This is a genomic window from Parasalinivibrio latis (assembly GCF_036825535.1).
In the GTDB taxonomy this organism is placed as follows: Bacteria; Pseudomonadota; Gammaproteobacteria; order Enterobacterales; family Vibrionaceae; genus Parasalinivibrio; species Parasalinivibrio latis.
On record NZ_CP098812.1, the window covers coordinates 3130343 to 3154041 of the forward strand.

The window sequence follows — 23699 nt, forward strand, 5'->3', positions numbered from 1 at the left end:
TTTAGTTATCTCCATTAATCAACGCTGCCTGGCGGGTTGCCTCCACAATTCGGAGAACATCACAGGTTTCTGCTGCATCATGAACCCGGATAATCTGGGCCCCTTGCATGGCAGCGATTGTAGCGCAAGCGAGACTACCCGCGAGGCACTCGGATGGCGCCTTGTCCAGCAGTCTGAAAATCATTGATTTCCGGGACATGCCTGCAAGCACGGGAAGCCCGAAACGGTGAAAGGCAGACAATGCAGCCAAGAGCTGGTAATTGTGCTCAAGTGTTTTGCCGAAACCGAATCCGGGATCCAGAATCAAACTCTCTTTTTTTATTCCTGCCAGTTCACAGGCTGCAATACGTTCTTCAAGAAAGCGTCCGACGTCTGTCAGCAGATCATCATATGTCGGGTTGGCCTGCATAGTACGAGGCTGACCCTGCATGTGCATCAGGCATACTGGCACGGAAGCTTTCGCAGCAACATCCAATGCGCCAGGCTCTTGCAGTGCCCGTACGTCATTGATGATATCTGCACCGGCTCCCACGGCATGGCGCATCACTTCCGCTTTACTGGTATCAATAGAGATCCAGCAGTCAAATCGCTGGCGTAGAGCTTCGATAACGGGGATAACCCGGTCGAGCTCTTCCTGCAAAGACACATCGGCAGCACCGGGACGGGTTGACTCGCCGCCAATATCCAGTATTGAGGTGCCCGCCGCCAACATGGCTTCTGCATGTTTGAGCGCGAAATCCAGACGGTTGAACTTGCCGCCATCAGAGAATGAATCCGGGGTAACGTTCAGAATACCCATCACCTTAGGTGTGGTGAGATCGAGTGTTTTTTCCCTGCTGATTAGCTGCATGTTAATTCGTTTAAAAAATTTATCAGGTACAACGAAAAAACCCCGAGTTAACTCGGGGTTTGGCCTTTGATTTGCGTTTAGACTTCCGGCTTGTTCTCCGTTGGTGGATCAAGCGGTTTGTCCTCAGGAGCCTTCTCTTCGGCACCCGTCTTCGCCTCTGCTTTTGCTTCTGGCGAATTTGGCGTGTTATTGCTGCTGCCTGAATCGGAGTCAGAACTCCAGCCAGCAGGCTCACGGACATCGCGGCGTTCCATCAGATCATCAATCTGTTTGGCATCGATGGTCTCGTACTTCATCAACGCATCTTTCATTGCGTGCATGATATCCATGTTGTCAGTAATCAACTTATGGGCGCGCTGGTAGTTGCGGTCGATGATTTCACGGATTTCGCTGTCAATCAGACGGGCAGTATCGTCAGATACGTGTTTAGTCTGGGTAACAGAGCGTCCAAGGAATACCTCTCCCTCGTCTTCTGCGTAAAGCAAAGGACCCAGTTTTTCAGAGAAGCCCCACTGAGTCACCATCTTACGGGCAATATCAGTAGCACGTTCAATATCGTTGGATGCACCGGTTGACACTTTCTCCGCACCGTAAATCACTTCTTCAGCAATACGGCCACCGTAAAGACTGGAGATCATGGATTCCAGATGCTGGCGCGACATACTTACACGGTCCTGCTCAGGCAGGTACATAGTTACACCCAGTGCGCGACCACGAGGAATAATGGATACCTTGTAAACCGGATCATGCTCTGGAACCAGTCGACCAACAACGGCGTGGCCGGCTTCATGATATGCAGTCGCTTCTTTCTGGTCTTCAGACATCACCATTGACTTGCGCTCAGCGCCCATCATGATTTTGTCTTTCGCCAGCTCAAACTCAACCATCGACACGGTGCGCTTGTTACCGCGGGCTGCAAACAATGCAGCTTCGTTTACCAGGTTCGCCAGGTCAGCACCCGAGAAGCCAGGTGTACCACGGGCAATCAATGAAGGCTCAACATCAGATGCCAGTGGCACTTTACGCATGTGAACTTTCAGGATTTGCTCACGACCACGGACATCCGGCAGACCAACAACAACCTGACGGTCGAAACGGCCAGGACGCAGAAGCGCAGGGTCAAGTACATCAGGACGGTTGGTTGCAGCGATGACAATAATACCTTCGTTACCTTCAAAACCATCCATCTCAACCAGCATCTGGTTCAGGGTTTGCTCACGCTCATCGTGACCGCCACCAAGGCCTGCACCACGCTGGCGGCCCACGGCATCAATCTCATCGATAAAGATGATACAAGGTGACGCTTTCTTGGCTTGTTCAAACATATCACGGACACGGGATGCACCCACACCGACGAACATTTCAACAAAGTCTGAACCAGAGATAGTGAAGAACGGTACTTTCGCTTCACCGGCAATCGCTTTAGCCAGCAGCGTTTTACCTGTACCCGGAGGACCAACCATCAGTACACCGGTAGGGATCTTACCGCCCAGCTTTTGGAATCGACTCGGGTCACGAAGGTAATCCACCAGCTCTTTAACGTCTTCCTTCGCTTCGTCACAGCCTGCAACATCCGCAAAGGTCGTCTTAATCTGGTCCTCACTCATCATGCGCGCCTTGCTCTTGCCGAACGACATGGCGCCTTTACCGCCACCGCCCTGCATCTGGCGCATGAAGAATATCCAAACCCCGATAAGAAGGAGCATTGGGAACCAGGAAATAAAGATAGAAGCCAGGATGCTTGGTTCTTCTGGAGGCGTACCCACTACTTTTACGTTGTGGTTGATGAGATCATCCAGCAGTTTCTGATCATTCAGAACTGGCAGATAAGTCACATAGCGCGAGTTATCGCGTTTGGTGACAGTAATTTCGCGTCCATCGAATTTGGCTTCGCTGACCTGATCCTGTCCGATTTCACGGACAAATGTTGTGTAATCTACTTGACGGCCGGCGCTGTCACCTGGCCCGAAGCTCTGAAATACAGACATCAGAACCACAGCGATAACCAGCCACAAAATCAAGTTTTTTGCCATGTCACTCAAGGGGTTAACCTCGCGATAACTGAGTTAATTACGGGTAGGTTACTATACTTTGTAGCCGGTCGCTACAATATAGACCTCACGGGAGCGCGCTCGGGATGAATCGGGTTTCCGAATTTTGACGGCCTTAAACATTCTACGCACTTCTGCGAGATACTGATCAAAGCCCTCTCCCTGGAACACTTTCACGACAAATGCACCATCGGGCGCTAAAACTTCACGGCACATATCTAATGCTAGTTCAACAAGATACATAGCTCTAGGCTGATCTGCAGCCAGATTGCCGCTCATGTTCGGCGCCATATCTGACATAACTACATCCACCATATCCGGCTGGATACGATCAAGCAGTGCATTCAGTACCGCTTCTTCACGAAAATCCCCTTGAAGGAAAGCCACGCCGGGCAGTGAATCCATAGGTAAAATGTCACAGGCAATAACCTGACCATCATTCCCTACCAACTCTGCGGCATACTGGGACCAGCCCCCTGGGGCAGCCCCAAGGTCTACCACTGTCATGCCCGGTTTAATGAGTTTATCTTTTTCCTGGATTTCCTGAATCTTGAAAAAGGCCCGCGAACGGTAACCTTTCTTTTGTGCTTCAAGCACATATTTATCATCGAAATGCTCTTTCAGCCAGCGACCTGAACTGGCGGAATGCTTTTGTTTACTCATGTAGTACCTAATCCCGCAAGTATGTTGCGATTAATGCGGATAGTGTTCATCATTAGATGGCGTTAGAATGGCACGTTTTCAACCCCTATTGAACAGGTAATCGAGTCAATATGAACCTCAGCACCAAACAGAAGCAATATCTTAAAGGACTCGCCCATTCGCTCAAGCCTGTCGTACTGACCGGCTCTAACGGCCTGACCGAAGCGGTTGTGGCTGAAATTGATTCAGCACTGTCTCACCATGAGCTGATCAAAGTGAAGATTGCTTCCGAAGACCGTGACACTAAAAACCTGATTGCCGACGCGATTGTTCGCGAAACCAAGTCAGAAAAAGTGCAGGTAATTGGCAAAACGCTGGTTATCTACCGTCCAAGCGAAGATCGAAAAATCGAACTGCCACGCAAGTAAGCGACTGTTCGACACCCATCAAAAAGGCCGCTTTCGCGGCCTTTTTTGTCACTATTCGTAACAATATTTCTTAGACGTATTCAACTGCGTCTACTTCGAAGGTTTTCAGGCCGCCCGGTGTTTCAATACGGACTTCTTCACCCTCTTCTTTACCAATCAGGCCACGTGCAATCGGTGAGTTAACAGAAATCAGGTTCTGTTTGATATCTGCTTCATCATCACCAACGATACGGTAAGACACTTCCGCATCGGTATCCACATCAATCAGAGAGACAGTAGCACCAAAGATAATCTTTCCGCTGTTAGGCAGTTTGGTAACGTCAATAACCTGAGCAACTGACAGCTTATATTCGATGTCACGGATCATGGCTTCCACCAGGCCCTGCTCTTCACGCGCAGCATGGTACTCCGCATTTTCTTTCAGGTCGCCCAGCTCACGCGCCTCTGCAATCGCCTTAGAAATCAATGGGCGTCGTTTCATCAGGCGCTCTAGTTCTTCACGAAGCAGCTGTTCACCGCGAACAGTCATTGGCACTTTTTCCATAGATACCATTACCTCTTATTCCAAAACCGGATGATTTTGGCAAAAACAAAGCCACGCTGCTTAGCAATGCTACAGCGCGGCAGATTCACTTAATTGTCGTGTCAGTGTAATCAAAGAGCTGGATAAGGTCACCTTGATTTTAAATGGCGAACCCGACATGAAGCACAAATATCGCTAGTTACAACACGTTATCACCCAATCCAGCCCGCAAATTCCAAAAACAAAAAGCGTGATCAAGATCACCTCGATAAACAATGCGTTACGGTGATCACACTATTTCTGAATCTAAAAAAAGATAAATGTTAATAATTGCGATCAATTTATCATAAACGCGCCATGTTATTGGTTTTGCGAATAATTGAGCGTGAAATAAAACATAAAAAACATTGTTCAAAATATATTTTTTGATTGTTTTACTAACGGGGCACCAGTTTGTGGGATTACAAACTTGGCAACGCATCACCTAAAACCAAGATGCGACACGCAAAAAAATAGAAAAGGACACTCGCAATGAACAAAAAACTGATTGCTCTGGCTGTTGCCGGCTTTGCCGCTTCTGCCTCTGTATCTGCTGCAGAAATCTACTCTGACAACAACTCTGCTATCTCTCTGCAGGGCCGTATGGAAGCACGCGCTGAATCTCACGACAGCGATGTAAATGATATTTCTCGTGCACGTCTTGGCGTTATGGGTCAGTCTCAACTGACTGAAGGCCTGTACGGTGTGGGTTACGCAGAATTCGAACTGTCTAACAACAACTATGCAGACAAAAGCAACGACCAAGAAAATAACCTGAAAACCCGTTACGCTTATGCTGGTATCGGTGGCAACTACGGTGAAGTAGGTTTCGGCCGTGCTGACGGTTCTCTGGGCATGATCACTGACTTCACTGACATCATGTCTACTTACGGTGCGGTAGCGTCTGACAAACTGACTGTGGCTGACCGTGTTGACAACAACATGTACTACAAAGGCACTTTCGGCGGCCTGACTGTTAAAGCAAACTACAGTTTTGACAACAACTCGACTGAAAACAGCAACGGTACTTCAAACGTATCTAAAGCTGACAACGCTGGTTACTCTTTGGGTGCTGTGTATAACACTGAAATGGGTCTTGGCTTCGGTCTGGGATATGCCCAAGAACAAGCTAACGATGCTAAAGACAATGACCAGATGATGGCTGCAGTAAACTACACCATTGGTGACCTGTACTTTGCCGGCCTGTACACCAACGGTAACCGCAACCCTGATGCGGTTAATGATACAGCCAATCTTAAACAAGGCCGCCACAACTACGATGGCTATGAACTGGCTGCAGCTTACAACCTGAACCAGTGGGTATTCACCACTACTTACGGTAACGGTTCATTCGACTCAGATACCGCTGTCGAAGCAGTAGGTGTTGATGCAACTTACTTCTTCAACAACAAGTTCCGCGCTTACGCTGGCTACAACTTCAACCTGATGAGCAAATCTGAAGTTAAAGCGGCTACAGATGCAGAAGACTCAGCAATGGTTGGCCTGCGTTACGACTTCTAATAGCCGTTCGCTACCATTGCCTGAAAACGCCTGCCCTGTGCAGGCGTTTTTGTATATAAAGCCTCTCTAAAACACACCAGCCCTATCCCTTCTTACCAAACACCCGTATTTTCAGCACGTTAAGAGCGCCAGTTTATCAGGCACTGATTAATCATTTTTTGTCCAATAAATGCTACAAAACCCATCCAATCCCATGTGATACCTTGCACACATCAAGCAAGCATAGAGAAACAAAACACTTATAAGATTTCCCTCACAAACGATAAAGGAGCAAAACAGGCAATAACTCTCGCCCAAGGATGATTTGATTACATTTACCACTCTCAGGCGGTAAGCACCGGGGTCACACGGTGTAGTAGAAGGGTGAAGGTAGAAACGGAAGTTCACTGCAGTTCATGAAAAATAAACGGATATATAACTCCATAGAGAGGAAAAGCAATGAACAAATCAATTATCGCACTGGCTGTTGCATCTGTAGCCGGACCGGCCTCAGTTTCTGCAGCTGAAATTTACTCTGACGCAAATTCCGCAATTTCAATCAACGGCCGTGTAGAAGCAGTCGCACAGATCCGTGATGGAGAGGTTGACGATCAGTCTCGCGCCCGTATTGGCTTTATGGGACAGTCTCAATTAACACCAGATCTCTACGGTGTCGGTTACTACGAAGCTCAGTTAAACAGTTCAACAAATGCGCCGATTAAAGGTACCTCTAACAGTGCAGAAAACATCGAAACCCGCTACGCATACGCAGGTGTAGGTGGTGATTTCGGCGAGGTAGGTTACGGACGTGCTGACGGTTCATTAGGCATGATCACTGACTTTACCGATATTATGGCGTACGACGGTGCCGCAGCTTCCTCCAAACTTGTTGTTGCTGATCGGGTTGATAACAACCTTTATTACAAAGGTACGTTTAATGATCTGACAGTAAAAGCAAACTATAGTTTTGCCAACTCCACAGTGGTTGCAAATCAGGTTGAAAGCAATGACAACGAAGGCTATTCAATCGGAGCCACTTATAACCTTCCTATCGGCCTTGGTCTAGGTCTGGGATACGCTGAGCAGTCTTATAAAACACTTAAGGATGATACCCAACTAATCGCTGCAATTAACTATACGATTGGGGATTTCTATGTCGCCGGTCTATACACCACAGGAGACAGGCTGAATGACCTTGCTGACTATGATGGATACGAACTGGCGGCAGCCTATAACCTGAACCAGTGGGTATTTACCACCACCTATGGTAACGGTACCGTTGATCCGAAAGGAGCAGGCCCTGATGTGGACGTAGCAGATGTCTGGGCTTTAGATGCAACCTACTTCTTCAATACCAAATTCCGCGCTTACGCGTCATACAACTTTAATATGCTGGACAAAGATGATGTAGGTGACGCAGCGGCAGAAGACTGGGCACATTTGGGTCTACGCTACGACTTCTAAAGTCACTTGTCATGATACTCATACGCCTGCCTTGTGCAGGCGTTTTTGTTTGCGTTTCTGGACGTTATAATAAGCCTCACTTTTTTGTATTGAGGTCTCCATGCGGCTGTTAACTTTTCTTCTTGCCCTTTTGGCAATTCCTGCTTCAGCCGTTCCCATGTCTTCGGTGGAGTCCCTTCTTCCACCGGGCAGCCAACTGTCACTGGTTGTTGATGATCTCGGCACATCAAAGGCAACGGTCAGAAAAAATGCGGACCGGCTTGTTCCTCCAGCCAGCACGCTGAAATTGGCCACCGCACTTGCTGCCACGTTGGCGTTACCTGAAGAATTTCGGTTCAACACCACTCTGGAACTGTCCGGCAACAACGTTATTTTCCGCTTTAGCGGTGACCCAACTCTTACCCGGACAAACCTCGAAACGCTGGTCAGCAACCTCAAGAAGCGCGGAATCAAGCAGATTACGGGCGATATCATTCTCGATACATCTATTTTTTCCGGGTATGAACGCGCGCCCGGTTGGCCGTGGGATATTTTAGGGGTTTGCTACAGCGCACCGTCATCAGCAATAACCGTTGATCACAACTGTGTTCAGGGTGCGATTTACAGTGAAGAAGGTAAACAACTAACCCGGGTACATGTTCCAAGCTTTCAAAACATCACCGTTTCTACAGATGCAGCGGCAGTCACAAAAGAGCAGCAAAAAAGCAGTCACTGTGATCTCGAGTTGTATTACGACAACCAGAACACTTACAGACTGTCGGGTTGCCTGACAAATAGGAAGAAACCTCTCCCACTCAAGTTTGCAGTTATTAACCCAGATAAATTTGCTTCTGGCATTATCCATTCAGCCCTCGAGAAAAATGGCATTCAATTGGCTGGAGCAATAAAAACTGGCAAAGCACCGAGTGGAAGAATTCTGGCAACACATCAGTCAAATCCCCTACCCGCTCTTATCCGGGAAATGGTGAAAGACTCAGATAACCTGATTGCAGATAACCTTCTAAAAACACTGGGAAGTCAGATATTTCACCAGCCGGGCAGCTTTGCCAATGGCAGTGAAGCAGTGAAAAAGGTTCTTGAAGAAAAAGCCGGAATCTTGCTGAAAAACGCTGTTATCGTTGATGGATCGGGTCTGTCCCGTAACAACCGGGTCAGTGCTCACCAACTTTCACAAATCGTCTCTTACATTTACCACCATCCCAAGCTTGGGCTGATGGGCACACTGCCTGTTTCCGGCGTTGATGGCACACTGAAATACAGACAAAGCTTAAGGCAAGAACCTGTTAAAGGACGGGTACAGGCAAAATCCGGGTCACTTTATGGCACTTATAACCTGGCAGGCATCGTAAAAACAGAGGCTGGAAAGGATGTGCTGGTGATCCAGATGGTAAGTGATTATTTCCCGGAAAGGAGAGAGGATGACAGCTTGAAAAATGTGCCATCCCCCATTGAACAGTTCGAGCGCGAGCTTTACCGGGCGGTGATTAATTCAACCCTAACATTGCATTGACGGTGATAAAGTAAATCATCATACCGCTGATATCGACAACCGACGCCAGTACCGGACTGACCAGAACCGCCGGGTCCAATTTACAGGCCCTGGCAATCATTGGCAGAAGGCCACCTATAGTGGTCGATATCACCACCTGAATGACAAGGGCAACACCGATTGCCATTGCAATGCTGTATATCGTCATCCCATCAGGCAGGATCTGGTGCCCGCTAAACAATACCACCCGGCCCATAATTACCACCGACAAGGCCACGGCAATCACCAGTGCGATGCGGAATTCTTTCCACACCACAGCAAGCCATTGCGTCAGGTGTATCTCGCCCATCGCCAGGGCACGCACCACCAACGTTGCAGCCTGCGAACCGGCGTTACCACCCGCTGCCGCGATAACCGGCATGTAGACCGCAAGCAAAACAAGTTGGCTGAGCGTGTCTTCGTAATGGGAAATTATCAGTCCGGAGACAATACCTAAAAGTGCCAGCCCGACAATCCAACCGATACGCTCTCGAACGTGTACCCACACGCCGTTTGTGAGGTAGTTACCGTCCGGTTCCGCTTCGGAGCTTATCAATCCAAGACCGGTTGCCAACTGGCGGGAACGGACGTCATGGTCTTTTTCCATCATCCTGTCGAGCAGGCGGCGCACTTTCGCCAGCGGACAGGTATTAAGGATCGCAATGGCTTCTGACATTGGCATTACCACCAAAAGACGGACTTTTTCGTCGTCATCATAGGTGAGGAATGCACGGCGCATTGCCAGTACGTCTTTTGTTTCAATCTCAGCGTTTTTTTCGTGTGTTTCTACCAGCTGAGCTGGTGAGTTCAATACCGCCATTGCGAACCTCCCGATTGGCAAAGGAAACGGTAAAGACCATCGTCAAAAGACAAACCGTATAAAACTGAGCCACTGGCAGAACCGGCACGAAATACGTACGAGGCTCCTGCAAACAATGAGGTCTCGGCTATCAGTTGACTGACTTACGAATTTTTTGGGGAGATGGGGAGGAAGGATATTTCCACCGCCTGACGGGACTCAGACGGTGTTTTTCATGAACAGACCGTCAGAGCGCCGAAGCTCCCTTACAACTCGGAGGATGGTCGTTATCGTTCATGAAATACTCCAGTTATTAGCCACAGCAGTGTGGCGAGGTCATTGTACGCTACCCAATATTGTAAGCAAGAGGGAATATTCCGGAAGGCTATTGTTTTAATTGCAAACAATCAGGGTGAAAAAAGCCCACCGCTTGGGGTGGGCAAATGAGGTTGTCGTGGCTGGCTGTTATACCGCCAGCCTTATGGTTTTTCTTACAATCAGGCTTGCTCAGCTGCCTTGATACGGGCATGGAGCTCCTGCACCGAAGTAACCACTGACTTATCCAGCGCAGAGTACGCCATGCAGGTTGCGAAAGCTGCATTCAGTGTGGTGGTGTAGTTCACTTTTTCCTGCAGTGCACCGCGACGAAGGACCTTGGAATCCTCAATCGCCTGGCGGCCTTCCGTGGTGTTAACGATATAGGTGTACTCACCGTTCTTGATGCGGTCAAGAATGTGAGGACGGCCTTCGTGAACTTTGTTAACCAAACGAGGATTGATACCAGCTTCACCCAGGATGACTGCGGTGCCGTGTGTCGCATCCAGCTCAACGCCCTGCTTGATCAGCTTGGTCGCCAGGTCAACGACACGTTGTTTGTCGTTATTGCGCACACTCAGCAGTGCACGACCACCTTCACTGTATTCCTTACCGCACGCCAGGTCAGCTTTGGCAAAGGCTTCAGCGAAGGTTTTGCCTACACCCATCACTTCACCGGTAGAGCGCATTTCAGGGCCAAGGATTGGGTCCACACCTGGGAACTTGTTAAATGGCAGAACCACTTCTTTCACAGAATAGTAAGGAGGAATCACTTCCTTGGTCACACCCTGTTCTGCCAGCGACTGGCCAACCATGACGCGGGCAGCCACTTTTGCCAGGGGAACTGCAGTCGCCTTGGAGACAAATGGAACAGTACGGGCTGCACGAGGGTTAACTTCAATCAGGTAGATTTCGTTATCCTTCACCGCAAACTGGGTGTTCATCAGGCCGCGTACGCCCAGTTCAAAGGCCAGCTTTTCCACTTGGGTGCGCATTTCGTCCTGAATTTCCTGGCTCAGGGTGTACGCAGGCAGCGAACATGCTGAGTCACCAGAGTGGACACCAGCCTGCTCGATATGCTCCATAATGCCGCCGATAACTACACGCTCACCGTCACAGATGGCGTCGATATCTACTTCTACCGCATCATCCAGGAAGCGGTCGAGCAGTACAGGGGATTCGTTGGAAACGCTGACTGCCTCGTTGAAGTAGCGGCGCAGGTCCTGCTCGTCATAGACGATTTCCATCGCACGTCCACCCAGCACGTATGAAGGGCGAACTACCAGCGGGTAACCGATTTCACGGGCTTTCTCAATCGCCTGTTCCATGGTTGTCACCGTAGCGTTGGCCGGCTGCTTAAGGCCGAGGCGGTCTACGGCAATCTGGAAACGCTCACGGTCTTCTGCACGGTCAATTGCATCAGGGCTGGTACCGATAATCGGCACACCGGCTGCTTCCAGCGCACGGGCCAGTTTCAGCGGGGTCTGGCCACCGTACTGAACAATCACACCTTTAGGCTTTTCAACACGAACGATGGAAAGCACGTCTTCCAGCGTAACCGGCTCAAAGTAGAGACGGTCGGATGTGTCGTAATCGGTAGATACGGTTTCCGGGTTACAGTTCACCATGATGGTTTCGTAACCGTCTTCGCGAAGGGCCAGTGCCGCATGAACACAGCAGTAGTCGAATTCAATACCCTGGCCAATACGGTTCGGGCCACCACCAAGGATCATGATCTTGTCACGGTCAGATGGTGCAGCTTCACACTCTTCATCGTAGCTTGAGTACATGTATGCAGTATCTGAAGAGAATTCTGCAGCACAGGTATCAACACGCTTGTAGACCGGATGGATACTGTATTGGTCGCGGATGCGGCGCACTTCATTTTCAGACACACCCAGCAGCTGGCTCAGACGCGCATCGGAGAAGCCCTTGCGCTTCAGTTTGCGCAATTTGTCTTCGGTCAGGCCCGCAAAACCACCTTCTTTGACTTCCTGCTCCATCTTCACCAGTTCTTCAATCTGAACCAGGAACCAGCGGTCAATGTTTGTCAGGTTGAAGATACCGTCTACTGACATGCCCGCACGGAACGCATCTGCGATATACCAGATACGCTCGGCTCCGGCTTCTTTAAGCTCATGGCGGATCTTGGTCAGCGCATCATCAGCTTCGAGGTCAACCATTTCGTCAAATCCGGCAGCACCGACTTCCAGGCCGCGCAGGGCTTTTTGCAGGGACTCCTGCTGGTTACGGCCAATTGCCATTACCTCGCCCACTGACTTCATCTGGGTAGTCAGGCGGTCATTGGCACCGGCAAATTTTTCGAAATTGAAGCGTGGGATCTTGGTAACGACATAGTCGATGGTTGGCTCGAATGACGCAGGGGTTGCACCGCCAGTGATGTCATTTTTGAGCTCATCCAGGGTATAACCCACAGCCAGCTTGGCAGCGATTTTTGCAATCGGGAAGCCGGTTGCCTTGGAGGCCAATGCGGATGAACGGGATACACGCGGGTTCATCTCGATGATAACCATGCGGCCATCTTTCGGGTTGATACCAAACTGTACGTTTGAACCGCCGGTTTCCACGCCAATTTCACGCAGTACCGCCAGGGAGGCGTTACGCATCAGTTGGTATTCTTTGTCGGTCAGGGTCTGGGCTGGAGCAACGGTGATAGAGTCACCGGTGTGAATACCCATCGGGTCGAAGTTTTCGATGGAGCAGACGATGATACAGTTGTCGTTCTTGTCACGGACAACTTCCATCTCATACTCTTTCCAGCCGATCAGGGATTCGTCAATCAGCAACTCGTTGGTTGGCGAAAGGTCCAGACCACGGTTACAAATTTCTTCGAACTCTTCTTTGTTATAAGCAATACCGCCACCGGTACCACCCATAGTAAAGGAAGGACGGATAATACATGGGAAGCCGACTTCATCCAGGACGCCGTATGCTTCTTCCATATTGTGGGCAATACCGGCACGTGGACATTCAAGGCCGATACTCTTCATTGCCTTGTCAAAGCGGTGACGGTCTTCTGCCTTATCAATAGCATCAGCCGTTGCGCCGATCATTTCTACGCCAAACTCAGCCAGTACACCGTGGCGCTCGAGATCCAGCGCGCAGTTCAGTGCAGTCTGGCCGCCCATGGTCGGCAGAACGGCATCCGGGCGCTCCTTGGCAATAATATGCTTAACCACTTCCCACTGAATTGGCTCGATGTATGTCGCATCGGCCATTTCCGGGTCAGTCATAATGGTTGCCGGGTTAGAGTTCACCAGAATTACACGGTAACCCTCTTCGCGCAGCGCCTTACAAGCCTGGGCACCCGAGTAGTCAAACTCACACGCCTGGCCGATTACAATCGGGCCGGCGCCAAGAATCAGAATGCTTTTAATGTCTGTACGTTTTGGCATTGCTTGCTACTCCGGATTACGCGCTGTGTTGCTTGATAAGATCGATGAAATGGTCGAACAGTGGTGCCGCATCGTGCGGACCTGGGCTCGCTTCAGGGTGTCCCTGGAAACTGAATGCCGGTTTGTCCATGCGGTGAATACCTTGCAGTGAACCATCAAACAGGGAGTTGTGGGTTGCACGCAGGTTGTCCGGCAGTGTTGCTTCATCTACAGCAAAGCCGTGGTTCTGGCTGGTAATCATCACCACATCGCGGTCGATATCCTTAACCGGGTGGTTCGCACCGTGGTGGCCAAACTTCATCTTCACAGTTTTTGCACCGCTTGCCAGCGCCAGAATCTGGTGGCCAAGACAGATACCGAATACTGGCAGGCCTTTTTCCAGAAATGTTTTGGTCGCTTCGATAGCGTAAGTACATGGCTCTGGGTCACCCGGGCCGTTTGACAGGAAGACACCATCCGGGTTCATCGCCAAAACCTCTTCAGCAGAAGTCTGGGCAGGTACCACAGTCAGGCGACAGCCACGGTCAACCAGCATGCGCAGGATATTGCGCTTGGCACCAAAGTCATAAGCCACAACATGGTATGGCAGTTCTGCATCATCCTTGATTTCAGGCAAACCGTCGGTCAGTGTCCAACTGCCCTGCTTCCAGGTGTAGCTTTCAGCAGTAGTGACTTCTTTCGCCAGATCCATGCCTTTCAGGCCTGGGAATTCCTTCGCTTTCGCCAGCGCCAGGGCTTCATCCAGGTTGTCACCTGCCATGATGCAGCCATTCTGGGCACCTTTTTCGCGCAGCAAACGGGTCAGTTTGCGGGTATCGATATCCGCGATGCCGACAATGTTTTGCGACTTAAGGTAATCAGAAAGGGTTTTGGTATTGCGGAAGTTGCTGGCGATCAGCGGGAGGTCACGAATGACGAGGCCTTGGGCATGAATTTGGGAAGATTCTTCGTCTTCGGTATTAGTACCGGTATTGCCAATGTGAGGATAAGTAAGAGTGACGATTTGCTGAGAATAGGATGGGTCGGTAAGAATTTCCTGATACCCCGTCATCGAGGTATTAAAGACAACTTCGCCGACTGCGATACCATCCGCTCCAATCGACACGCCGTGGAACACTGTCCCATCTTCCAGGACTAACAGCGCAGACTTGCTCAAGACAACCTCCAATTAAAATAAGAATGCATAAAAATTAAATAACAATGCATTCATCTATTCCATCAAACTGTCAAACATCCGTAAAGCAGAATTTTGACAAATTGCGCGCATTCTAGAGATCACATGTTTAACTGTCAATAATGACCACGAAATTTATTGTAATTTACACCTAAAACACCCAATCGATGGCCACAAGCGACCAAAAACACACATTAATTCACCGGAATCAGCAGATATAGCCCCAGTTAACTAAATCTAACACTTATTAACAGACAAAATATGTGAACATTTTGTCAACAGAGAAAGCAACCGATTAGCAGCGCAAGATATCTTTACATTTCACCACTCAAAGACAAATTACATAGCGTAACAGCCAAAACAACACTTAAAACCAAGCAATTCTGACGAAATATCCGCCAATCAAACCACTCGGGACAGGAGGTGATAAAATGCAGATAAAAAAACACCGCCCCGAGGGGCGGTGCATAGCTAATCATTAAAAGTCATGTAACCCGAGCACATCCTGCATGGTATAGAACCCGGAATCTTTCCCTGAAAGCCACACGGCCGCCCTTACTGCACCATTGGCAAAGGTCATTCTGCTGGATGCCTTATGAGTAATCTCAACACGCTCACCAATATCAGCAAACATTGCAGTATGTTCCCCAACGATATCGCCAGCACGAATGGTAGCAAAACCGATTTCACCCTTTGTGCGCTCGCCGGTAATACCCTCACGGGCATAGACGGCAACATCATTAAGATCTTTGCCCATTGCACCGGCAATGGCTTCGCCCATTCCTAGTGCCGTACCGGATGGCGCGTCTACTTTGTGTCTGTGGTGAGCTTCAACGACTTCAATGTCACAGTAGTCGCCCATCACCTTGGCGGCCTTTTCCAGCAACTTGAACACCAGGTTTACACCGACACTGTAGTTAGGTGCCATGACAATTCCGATATCCTCGGCCGCTTTTGAAATCAGGTCTTTCTGCTCTTCAGTAAAACCCGTAGTACCGATGACGATCTTCTTACCGTATTGCTTACATATTTCAATGTTCGCCAGTGTCGCTGCCGGAGCCGTAAAGTCGATGATGACATCAAAATCTTCAACCACTTTTCGGAAATCATACACTACTGCCACGCCCAGGTTACCCACACCAGCAAGTTCACCGGCGTCCGCACCAATCAGGCTGGATTCCGGGCGCTCTGTAGCTGCAGCCAGGGTTGCCCCCTCAATTTGTTGACAGGCTTGAATCAGATTCCTTCCCATGCGTCCTGCCGCGCCGGCAATCGCAATGCGCACCATGTGTGTCCCCTTTTCTCTTGTCTTCGGGTGTCTTTACCCGATGAATATCACAAAAATAACACTCTACCCGCAATGTCAGATATAAGCAAAATCACGGGCAGATAGAAAAACGGAGGCTGTAAGCCCCCGTTTTTAATAACTTATTGCACTTGCCTGATTTGCAGTTCTTTCGGTACTTCGAAGAACATGTTCTCTTCCCGTCCGGACAGCTCTTCAACATCCTCGCCACCAAGGGTCTGGATGCGTGCAATGATTTGGTTCACCAACTCTTCCGGTGCTGACGCTCCGGCAGTGATGCCCACAACATCTTTTCCTTCAAGCCAGTTCGCATCAACATCATCCGCACTGTCTGTCAGGTAAGCAGGTGTACCCAGCTTTTCCGAAAGCTCACGCAGACGGTTGGAGTTAGAACTGTTTTTCGAGCCCACAACCACGACAACATCAGTACGGGCCGCCAGATCGCGGACCGCATCCTGACGGTTTTGTGTTGCATAGCAGATATCGTCTTTTCGCGGGCCCTGAATATCAGGGAATACGCGGCGGAGTTCATCAATAACACCAGCTGTTTCATCGACAGACAATGTGGTCTGACTGACGAAATGTAAGTTGGACGGATCTTTCACCGCCAGCTTGCAGACATCTTCCGGTGTTTCCACCAAATACATGCCCCCTTCTTCGCTGGTGTACTGCCCCATAGTACCGACGACCTCCGGGTGACCAGCATGGCCAATCAGTACGACTTCAAGGTTCTTGCGGCTTGCCCTGGCAACTTCCATATGGACCTTGGTTACCAACGGGCAGGTTGCATCAAACACCGTCAACTCACGGGATTTTGCTTCGTTGCGTACTGCCTGGGAGACGCCATGGGCAGAAAAAATAACGATGTTACCGTCAGGCACTTCATCCAGTTCTTCGACAAAAATGGCACCACGTGCCTTCAGCCCCTCAACCACAAAACGGTTGTGCACTACTTCATGGCGGACAAAGATTGGCGGCTGGTACATTTCAAGGGCACGTTCAACAATGCTGATCGCGCGGTCAACACCGGCACAGAAGCCCCGAGGGTTTGCGAGAACGATTTTCATGCCTTTTCCCCGCTTATTCGACAGACAGGATTTCTACTTCGAAGGTAACACGCTTACCCGCCAGCGGATGGTTAAAATCTACAGTGACTGAGTCTCCGGAGATTTCAGCTATCATTCCCGGAATTTCCTTACCTTCCATATCAGTAAAGGCAACGATTGTACCGACTTCAACCGGGATCTCAGCACCAAACTGACTCAGTTCCATGTACTGGATGTTATCTGGGTTTGACTCACCGAATGAATCCTGGGGGTCGAGGGTAAAGCTGTGAGTGTCACCAGCCTTCAAACCATAGAGGCTGCTTTCGAACTTCTGGCTCAGGCTTCCGTTACCTAAAAATACCTTCGCCGGCTGACCCACTTCACGGGTACTGTCTGCAACTGAACCGTCTTCCAGCTTGAGGAGCATGTGCATCAGCACCTGGCTTTTTTCGTTGATAGTCGTCATGGCTTTACCGCTCAAAAAATAATTACGGGGTCATTATAAAGAAAGCGCTGCCCGTATCAACGGACAGCGCTTAGGGGTTCTTGTCACTGCTTATCAGTTTTTGGCAGTTTTGGAATTTTTATCCTGCAGGAAACCGTCAAGAATGATCAGTGCAGCACCAATACAGATGGCAGTATCAGCCAGGTTAAATGCAGGCCAGTGCTTGTCGCCGATATAGAAGTCGAGAAAGTCGACAACAAACCCATGCACCAGACGATCAAACAGGTTGCCCAATGCACCGCCGATAATCATGGCATAGGCTGCATTAACCCGGATTTCGGCGGCTGGTGTTTTCCGCATCCAATACGCCAAAAGACCAGAGACACCAAGGGCAATAATGCTGAAAAACCAACGCTGCCAACCACTGGCATCACTCAGGAAACTGAATGCTGCGCCGTAATTGTGTACATACAACAGGTTAAAGAAAGGCAGGATCTCAATCCGGTTTGCCCACCCATAACCCATGGTATCCATTACCAGCAACTTGGAGCCGATATCCGCAACGAAGACCAGAAGCGCCAGCCAAAGCCAGCGCAATCCGGACTGTTTCACCGTCAGGTCAGTCATTAGGCAAACTTACGCTCTTCACCTTCGCCTTCAATGTTGCTCACACAGCGGCCACACACTTCTTCGTGACCGGCAATGGTGCCAACATCGGCAACGTGGTGCCAACAACGCTCACACTTCTTGGCTTCAGAAGCTGCTACTTTCACCCACAGGCCAGCCATTTCAGTAGCACGGCTTCCTTCAGGCTGGGTTTCAGCGCTAACCACTTCTGCTTTTGAGGTCAACAGTGCAAAACGCAGCTCATCACCCAGGATAGCCAGCTTCTCGGCCAGAGCAGGAGCAGCGTATAGCGTCACTTCAGCCTGCAGGGAACCACCGATAACCTTGTCGTTACGAGCCTGTTCCAGTTCTTTGTTCACTGCACCACGGACTTTCAACAGCTCTGCCCAGAACGCATTGTTCAGAGCTTCGCCTTCGGCCAGATCAAACAGGCCGTCATACCATACGCCAGTGAACACAAACTTATCGCGTGAGCCTGGCATCTGAGCCCAGATTTCATCAGCAGTGAACGACATGATAGGTGCCATCCAGCGAACCAGTGCTTCTACGATATGGAACAGCGCGCTCTGACAGCTGCGGTGAGCGTGAGAACCGGCTTTCGCGGTGTACTGGCGATCTTTGATGATGTCGAGGTAGAAAGAGCCCATCTCAACAGAACAGAACTGCATCAGGCGTTGGGTTACCTGGTGGAAGTTGCACTCATCAAATGCTTTGATGATCTCTTCCTGGGCAGCAAGTGCCCGGCCAACCGCCCAGCGATCAGCAACTACCATTTCTTCTGCTGGAACCATATCAGTTTCAGGGTTGAAACCGTGCAGGTTCGCCAACAGGAAGCGGGCGGTGTTTCTGATACGGCGGTATGCATCTGCGCTGCGCTTCAGGATTTCGTCAGAAACGGTCATCTCACCGGTATAGTCGGTAGAGGCAACCCAAAGACGCAGGATGTCTGCACCCAGCTTGTTCATTACATCCTGAGGGGAAACTACGTTACCGATAGATTTGGACATCTTACGGCCCTGACCGTCAACGGTGAAACCGTGGGTCAGTACCTGCTTGTACGGAGCATGGTTTTTAATGGCAACAGATGTCATCAGGGAAGACTGGAACCAGCCTCGGTGCTGGTCAGAACCTTCCAGGTACATATCTGCTTCATGGCCGTTGAATTCCGGACGCTGGTTTACGACTGCGTAGTGAGTTGCACCGGAGTCGAACCATACATCCAGAGTATCCAGCACTTTTTCGTACTGGTCTGCGTCGTCACCCAGAACTTCTGCAATATCGAGATCCCACCAAGCCTGGATACCGGCTTCTTCAACACGCAGGGCAACCTTTTCGATCAGCTCAACGGTGTTAGGATGCAGTTCAGAGGTTTCTTTGTGAACGAACAGCGCAATTGGCACACCCCAGGTACGCTGACGGGAAATACACCAGTCAGGGCGGCCTTCAACCATGGCTTCAATACGGTTCTGGCCCCACTCAGGGATCCACTGTACTTTCTTGATTTCTTCCAGTGCTTTGGCACGCAGACCCGCTTTCTCCATAGAGATAAACCACTGCGGTGTAGCACGGAAGATGATTGGAGTCTTGTGACGCCAGCAGTGCGGGTAGCTATGCTCGTAGGCGTGATGGTGCAGCAGGGCACCGCGCTCTTTAAGCACTTCCACAACACTGTCGTTTGCTTTGAACACGTGCTGGCCGGCAAACAACTCGGTATCAGGCAGGTAAACACCGTTGCTGCCAACAGGGTTTGCTACTTCCAGACCGTACTTCTGGCCAACAGCGAAGTCTTCCTGACCATGGCCAGGTGCGGTATGAACCACACCGGTACCTGAATCAGTGGTCACGTGATCACCGAGGATTACCGGTACGTCAAAGCTGTAAAACGGGTGGTTGAAACGCAGCAGTTCCAGCGCAGTACCTTTGCAGAAGCCCAGGTTGTGGTACTTCTCAACACCGGCACGGCTCAGGGTTTCTGTTGCCAGCTCAGCAGCCAGAATCAGACGCTGAGGGGTTTCACCTTCAACCTGTACCAGAACATATTCCAGATCCGGGGACACCGCCAGACCGCGGTTGGCAGGCAGGGTCCAAGGCGTGGTTGTCCAGATAACAATAGACAGGTCACCCTCACCAACATGGCCTTCCACCAGACTGAATTTATCCAGTACGGCAGTTTCATCTACAGCCTTGAATTTCACATCAATAGCCGGTGATTTTTTGTCGTAGTACTCCACCTCAGCTTCTGCCAGTGCAGAGCCACAGTCAGTACACCAGTGTACAGGCTTGAAACCTTTATGCAGGTGGCCGTTACCGGCAATCTTACCCAGAGCACGGATAATGTTGGCTTCAGTATCAAAGTTCATGGTCAGGTAAGGCTTGTCCCACTCACCCAGCACGCCGAGGCGGATAAAGTCAGTCTTCTGGCCTTCAACCTGCTCAGCCGCATACTTACGGCACTCTTCACGGAACTCTGCAGCAGACACTTTCTGACCTGGCTTACCTACTTTCTGCTCTACTTTCAGTTCGATAGGCAGACCATGGCAGTCCCAACCCGGCACATACGGTGCGTCGAAGTCAGACAGGGTCTTGGATTTAACAATAATGTCTTTCAGAATTTTGTTTACAGAGTGACCAATGTGAATGCTGCCGTTCGCATACGGAGGACCGTCATGCAAAATGAAGGATTTTTTGCCTTTTTTGGCTTTGCGGATCTCGCCGTACAGATCTTCATCGTACCAGCGCTTGAGCATTTCAGGCTCACGCTTGGCGAGGTTACCTCGCATCGGAAACTCGGTTTCCGGCAGATTCAGTGTATCTTTAAAGTCACTCATCGATGCTTGTTCCGTATGAAGGAATTACTCTAGACATTATTCATGCTCAGCCAGCCAATCTCTGGCCGCCTGAGCATCCAATTCAATTTGCGCTTTGAGAGCGTCAAAAGATGCGAACTTCACTTCGTTTCGCAATTTGTGCAATAACTGCACTTCGATTTGTTTACCGTATAAATCGGCACTGTAATCGAACAGGTGCACTTCCAGTTGCTGGCGTACTCCATCGACAGTAGGGCGGTTCCCTACATTTGCCACCCCACCTTTGATCCCTTCCGGCAAGCCCAGAACCCTAACAGCATATACGCCGGAAACCGGCGAAACCAGACGTTTCAATTGGACATTTGCAGTTGGAAAGCCAATAGTGCGCCCCAGTTTGTTTCCGTGGGCCACACGTCCGGCAATACTGTAAGGCCGCCCCAACATTGACTCGGCTTGTCCAAGCTCATCATTTGCCAGAGCATTTCGGATAAGCGTACTGCTCACCCGCTGCGCAGAAAGACAGAATGAATGGGTACTGACCACTTCAAATCCGAGTTTCTGCCCCTGTTCCTCAAGGTAAGCAAAGTCACCGCTTCGTTTCTGGCCAAACCGGAAATCATCACCGACCACCAGAAACTTAACACCCAGCTTTTCTACCAACAAGCGTTCTACAAACGCCTGGGGAGTCATTGCTGCGAATGCCGGGTTAAACCGGACGCAAAGCAAGCGCTCTACCCCGAGTTCAGCTAAGTGGACATACTTGTCACGAAGCCGGGTCAGGCGTGCCGGAGCGGTATCCGGGGAAAACACTTCCAGAGGTTGTGGTTCGAATGTCATCACGGTGGCGGGATAACCCAACGCCTTGGCTTTCGCAATGACCTGCTTTAACACAGCCTGGTGCCCAAGATGCACTCCATCAAAATTACCGATGGTCAGCACACATCCCTTATGCTCCTGGCGAATGTTATGAATACCCCGAATTAACTCCATAACCTCTACTTTCTGGCCGGTGGATGGTCAAAAACCGACGAATTATATACCGAAGGGACTCCCAGTTTAAATGACCATCAAAAAACAGGATCGATTTCCCCTACAAATAGCTCACTCATAAATCATTTTGGTACTACGCGCGAACCTTGATATGGCGCGGTCGAACACCGGTTGTAACCAGCACAAACAGATAAACGACAGCCCCTGCACCGATCAGCCCACATAACCACCATGCCCGGTGAAGTGTGCTGGTTGCGAGCCAGTTATCAAATCCTGGCATTAAACGGTCAATGGCGAACAGCATACAGGCTGTGGCCAGCAACAACTTTACAAAAAACACCACGGTTTCACGGGAAATACGGTAAACACCCTGTTTATGGAGTCCACGGTACAAAAGGCCCGCGTTTATCAGCGCTGACAGTGATGTTGCCATCGCCAGTCCCACATAGCCGAAGAACCAAGCAAAAATCGCGTTAAACACCATGTTGGTGACCATTGCGACAATACCGAACTTAACCGGGGTTTTTGTATCCTGACGAGCAAAATAGCCCGGGGCCAGTACTTTGATCAGCATAAAGTTAAGTAGCCCGGCTCCGTAGGCCACCAGTGACAGGGACGCTGCATTCACGTCGGCGACATTAAACTCACCGCGCATAAAGAGCACCATCAGCATGGGCTTGGCCAGAAACATTAAACCAGCCATCGCAGGGATGCCCAACAGGAGCACCATGCGGACCCCCCAATCCATGGTTGCAGCAAACTGCTCAGGGGATTTGTCGACATGTTTACGAGAAAGAGCGGGCAAAATAACTGTCGCGATAGCGATACCAAACAGTCCCAGAGGGAATTCCAGCAAACGATCAGAATAATAAAGCCAACTGATAGAGCCGGTTGCCAGGAAACTGGCAATGAAGGTATCAAACAGAAGGTTAATCTGGCTGACTGATACCCCAAACATTGCAGGAAGCATCAGGGTACGGATTTTCTTAACCCCTGGATCATTCCATCCCCACTGAGGGCGAACCAGCATTTTTTCCCGCATCAGGAATGGAATCTGGAAAGCGAACTGCACCAGACCACCGATGAAAACCCCCAGAGCCAGGCCAATCTCGGGCTGCTCCAGACGAGGCGACACGTAAATTGCACACGCAATAATGGCAACATTGAGAAAAGCCGGGGTAAATGAAGATACCGCAAACTTGCCAATGGTGTTAAGTATCGCCCCAGAGAGCGCAACAAAGGTAATAAACCAAAGGTAAGGGAAGGTGATTTTCAGCAGCAAAGAGGCCAGTTCAAACTTTTCTGCTGACGGACCACCATGAACCCAGTCAAGAAACCAGCCTGTACCGAACAGCGCAGCTACCAGCGGCGAACCTATCACACCAACCAGTGTGACGACAGAAACCAGAACACCTAAGGTACCGGATGCCTTTGCAATTAACTGGCGGGTTTTATCCATATCGCCTGTCGCATGGTACTCTGTCAGAACCGGTACGAAAGCCTGTGAGAAAGCACCTTCGGCAAACAAGCGCCGCAGGAAATTAGGAATCTTATTGGCAAAAAAGAATACGTCCGCAGCAGCACCCGCCCCCATCAGGTTGGCCACCACCACATCGCGGACCAGTCCCAGCACACGGGAGACCAGTGTCATAGCACTGACCACCAGGCCAGAACGCAGGAGTCGCTTACTCACAGAAAACCTCATTGTTACGGCCAGAAAAGGGTTACCTCCTGGCACAAATACTGGTA

Annotated in this window: 18 protein-coding genes; 4 read left to right on the forward strand and 14 right to left on the reverse strand. The window is 50.1% G+C overall.

Translation table 11 applies throughout. The annotated features are described in order from the left end of the window. Window position 1: 1 nt before the first annotated feature. From folP to rlmE, 3 genes are all read right to left on the reverse strand, one after another. Window positions 2–850 carry a dihydropteroate synthase gene (folP, locus tag NF212_RS14245; protein ID WP_434356722.1) on the reverse strand — a complete coding sequence of 283 codons (849 nt, stop codon included), beginning with the start codon at window positions 848–850 and terminating at the stop codon, window positions 2–4. A gap of 77 nt (window positions 851–927) precedes the next feature. Then, entirely contained in the window at window positions 928–2883 is a 1956-nt protein-coding gene (gene ftsH, locus NF212_RS14250; RefSeq protein ID WP_434356724.1) for an ATP-dependent zinc metalloprotease FtsH, read from the reverse strand. 51 nt (window positions 2884–2934) lie between these two features. Continuing rightward, window positions 2935–3564: a 23S rRNA (uridine(2552)-2'-O)-methyltransferase RlmE gene (rlmE, locus tag NF212_RS14255; RefSeq protein WP_054672046.1), complete on the reverse strand. Its 630-nt coding sequence runs from the start codon at window positions 3562–3564 to the stop codon at window positions 2935–2937. A 110-nt stretch (window positions 3565–3674) separates the two neighbouring features. Here rlmE and yhbY point away from each other — a divergent pair, with 110 nt between their 5' ends. After that, window positions 3675–3971 (forward strand): ribosome assembly RNA-binding protein YhbY, encoded by a 297-nt coding sequence (gene yhbY / locus NF212_RS14260; protein WP_434356727.1) that lies wholly within the window; start codon window positions 3675–3677, stop codon window positions 3969–3971. Window positions 3972–4041: 70 nt separating this feature from the next. Here the strand turns inward: yhbY and greA are convergent, their stop codons facing one another. Then, on the reverse strand, window positions 4042–4515 hold the full coding sequence (greA, locus tag NF212_RS14265) for a transcription elongation factor GreA (protein WP_434356729.1): 474 nt from the start codon (window positions 4513–4515) through the stop codon (window positions 4042–4044). Between the two features lie 510 nt (window positions 4516–5025). Here greA and NF212_RS14270 point away from each other — a divergent pair. The 3 genes from NF212_RS14270 (at window position 5026) to dacB (ending at window position 9007) form a co-directional block, all read left to right on the forward strand. Beyond that, window positions 5026–6054 (forward strand): porin, encoded by a 1029-nt coding sequence (locus NF212_RS14270; RefSeq protein ID WP_434356731.1) that lies wholly within the window; start codon window positions 5026–5028, stop codon window positions 6052–6054. 438 nt (window positions 6055–6492) lie between these two features. Continuing rightward, window positions 6493–7497 carry a porin gene (locus NF212_RS14275; protein WP_434356733.1) on the forward strand — a complete coding sequence of 335 codons (1005 nt, stop codon included), beginning with the start codon at window positions 6493–6495 and terminating at the stop codon, window positions 7495–7497. A gap of 100 nt (window positions 7498–7597) precedes the next feature. Then, window positions 7598–9007: a serine-type D-Ala-D-Ala carboxypeptidase gene (gene dacB / locus NF212_RS14280; protein ID WP_434356735.1), complete on the forward strand. Its 1410-nt coding sequence runs from the start codon at window positions 7598–7600 to the stop codon at window positions 9005–9007. Here the strand turns inward: dacB and NF212_RS14285 are convergent. The 10 genes from NF212_RS14285 to murJ all read right to left on the reverse strand — a co-directional run bounded on the left by NF212_RS14285 (window position 8982) and on the right by murJ (window position 23643). Further along, window positions 8982–9845, reverse strand: a complete 864-nt coding sequence (locus NF212_RS14285) for a magnesium transporter (protein WP_434356737.1) — start codon at window positions 9843–9845, stop codon at window positions 8982–8984. The genes dacB and NF212_RS14285 overlap by 26 nt on opposite strands. Before the next feature lie 476 nt (window positions 9846–10321). After that, window positions 10322–13555, reverse strand: a complete 3234-nt coding sequence (carB, locus tag NF212_RS14290) for a carbamoyl-phosphate synthase large subunit (RefSeq protein ID WP_434356739.1) — start codon at window positions 13553–13555, stop codon at window positions 10322–10324. A gap of 16 nt (window positions 13556–13571) precedes the next feature. Next, on the reverse strand, window positions 13572–14711 hold the full coding sequence (gene carA / locus NF212_RS14295; RefSeq protein WP_434356741.1) for a glutamine-hydrolyzing carbamoyl-phosphate synthase small subunit: 1140 nt from the start codon (window positions 14709–14711) through the stop codon (window positions 13572–13574). Window positions 14712–15207: 496 nt separating this feature from the next. Further along, window positions 15208–16017: a 4-hydroxy-tetrahydrodipicolinate reductase gene (gene dapB / locus NF212_RS14300; protein ID WP_434356743.1), complete on the reverse strand. Its 810-nt coding sequence runs from the start codon at window positions 16015–16017 to the stop codon at window positions 15208–15210. 140 nt (window positions 16018–16157) lie between these two features. Beyond that, entirely contained in the window at window positions 16158–17102 is a 945-nt protein-coding gene (gene ispH / locus NF212_RS14305) for a 4-hydroxy-3-methylbut-2-enyl diphosphate reductase (RefSeq protein WP_434356745.1), read from the reverse strand. A 13-nt stretch (window positions 17103–17115) separates the two neighbouring features. Next, window positions 17116–17547: an FKBP-type peptidyl-prolyl cis-trans isomerase gene (fkpB, locus tag NF212_RS14310; RefSeq protein WP_434356747.1), complete on the reverse strand. Its 432-nt coding sequence runs from the start codon at window positions 17545–17547 to the stop codon at window positions 17116–17118. Between the two features lie 93 nt (window positions 17548–17640). Then, window positions 17641–18153, reverse strand: a complete 513-nt coding sequence (gene lspA, locus NF212_RS14315; RefSeq protein ID WP_434356749.1) for a signal peptidase II — start codon at window positions 18151–18153, stop codon at window positions 17641–17643. After that, complete coding sequence (gene ileS / locus NF212_RS14320) at window positions 18153–20981, reverse strand: isoleucine--tRNA ligase (RefSeq protein WP_434356751.1); 2829 nt, start codon at window positions 20979–20981, stop codon at window positions 18153–18155. The genes lspA and ileS overlap by 1 nt, the downstream gene beginning before the upstream one ends. Window positions 20982–21017: 36 nt before the next feature. Then, window positions 21018–21950: a bifunctional riboflavin kinase/FAD synthetase gene (gene ribF / locus NF212_RS14325; protein ID WP_434356753.1), complete on the reverse strand. Its 933-nt coding sequence runs from the start codon at window positions 21948–21950 to the stop codon at window positions 21018–21020. Window positions 21951–22083: 133 nt separating this feature from the next. Beyond that, the gene (gene murJ, locus NF212_RS14330) at window positions 22084–23643 is read right to left on the reverse strand and encodes a murein biosynthesis integral membrane protein MurJ (protein ID WP_434356755.1); all 1560 of its coding nucleotides are present in this window, start codon (window positions 23641–23643) and stop codon (window positions 22084–22086) included. Between the last annotated feature and the right edge of the window lie 56 nt (window positions 23644–23699).

Coding starts and splice junctions, on each gene's coding strand:
- carB (WP_434356739.1), bottom strand. CDS start 13,555: ATGCCAAAACGTACAGACATTAAAAGCATTCTGATTCTTGGCGCCGGC.
- folP (WP_434356722.1), bottom strand. CDS start 850: ATGCAGCTAATCAGCAGGGAAAAAACACTCGATCTCACCACACCTAAG.
- ileS (WP_434356751.1), bottom strand. CDS start 20,981: ATGAGTGACTTTAAAGATACACTGAATCTGCCGGAAACCGAGTTTCCG.
- fkpB (WP_434356747.1), bottom strand. CDS start 17,547: ATGACGACTATCAACGAAAAAAGCCAGGTGCTGATGCACATGCTCCTC.
- dapB (WP_434356743.1), bottom strand. CDS start 16,017: ATGGTGCGCATTGCGATTGCCGGCGCGGCAGGACGCATGGGAAGGAAT.
- rlmE (WP_054672046.1), bottom strand. CDS start 3,564: ATGAGTAAACAAAAGCATTCCGCCAGTTCAGGTCGCTGGCTGAAAGAG.
- yhbY (WP_434356727.1), top strand. CDS start 3,675: ATGAACCTCAGCACCAAACAGAAGCAATATCTTAAAGGACTCGCCCAT.
- dacB (WP_434356735.1), top strand. CDS start 7,598: ATGCGGCTGTTAACTTTTCTTCTTGCCCTTTTGGCAATTCCTGCTTCA.
- ftsH (WP_434356724.1), bottom strand. CDS start 2,883: ATGGCAAAAAACTTGATTTTGTGGCTGGTTATCGCTGTGGTTCTGATG.
- NF212_RS14270 (WP_434356731.1), top strand. CDS start 5,026: ATGAACAAAAAACTGATTGCTCTGGCTGTTGCCGGCTTTGCCGCTTCT.
- ribF (WP_434356753.1), bottom strand. CDS start 21,950: ATGGAGTTAATTCGGGGTATTCATAACATTCGCCAGGAGCATAAGGGA.
- NF212_RS14285 (WP_434356737.1), bottom strand. CDS start 9,845: ATGGCGGTATTGAACTCACCAGCTCAGCTGGTAGAAACACACGAAAAA.
- NF212_RS14275 (WP_434356733.1), top strand. CDS start 6,493: ATGAACAAATCAATTATCGCACTGGCTGTTGCATCTGTAGCCGGACCG.
- ispH (WP_434356745.1), bottom strand. CDS start 17,102: ATGAAAATCGTTCTCGCAAACCCTCGGGGCTTCTGTGCCGGTGTTGAC.
- greA (WP_434356729.1), bottom strand. CDS start 4,515: ATGGAAAAAGTGCCAATGACTGTTCGCGGTGAACAGCTGCTTCGTGAA.
- lspA (WP_434356749.1), bottom strand. CDS start 18,153: ATGACTGACCTGACGGTGAAACAGTCCGGATTGCGCTGGCTTTGGCTG.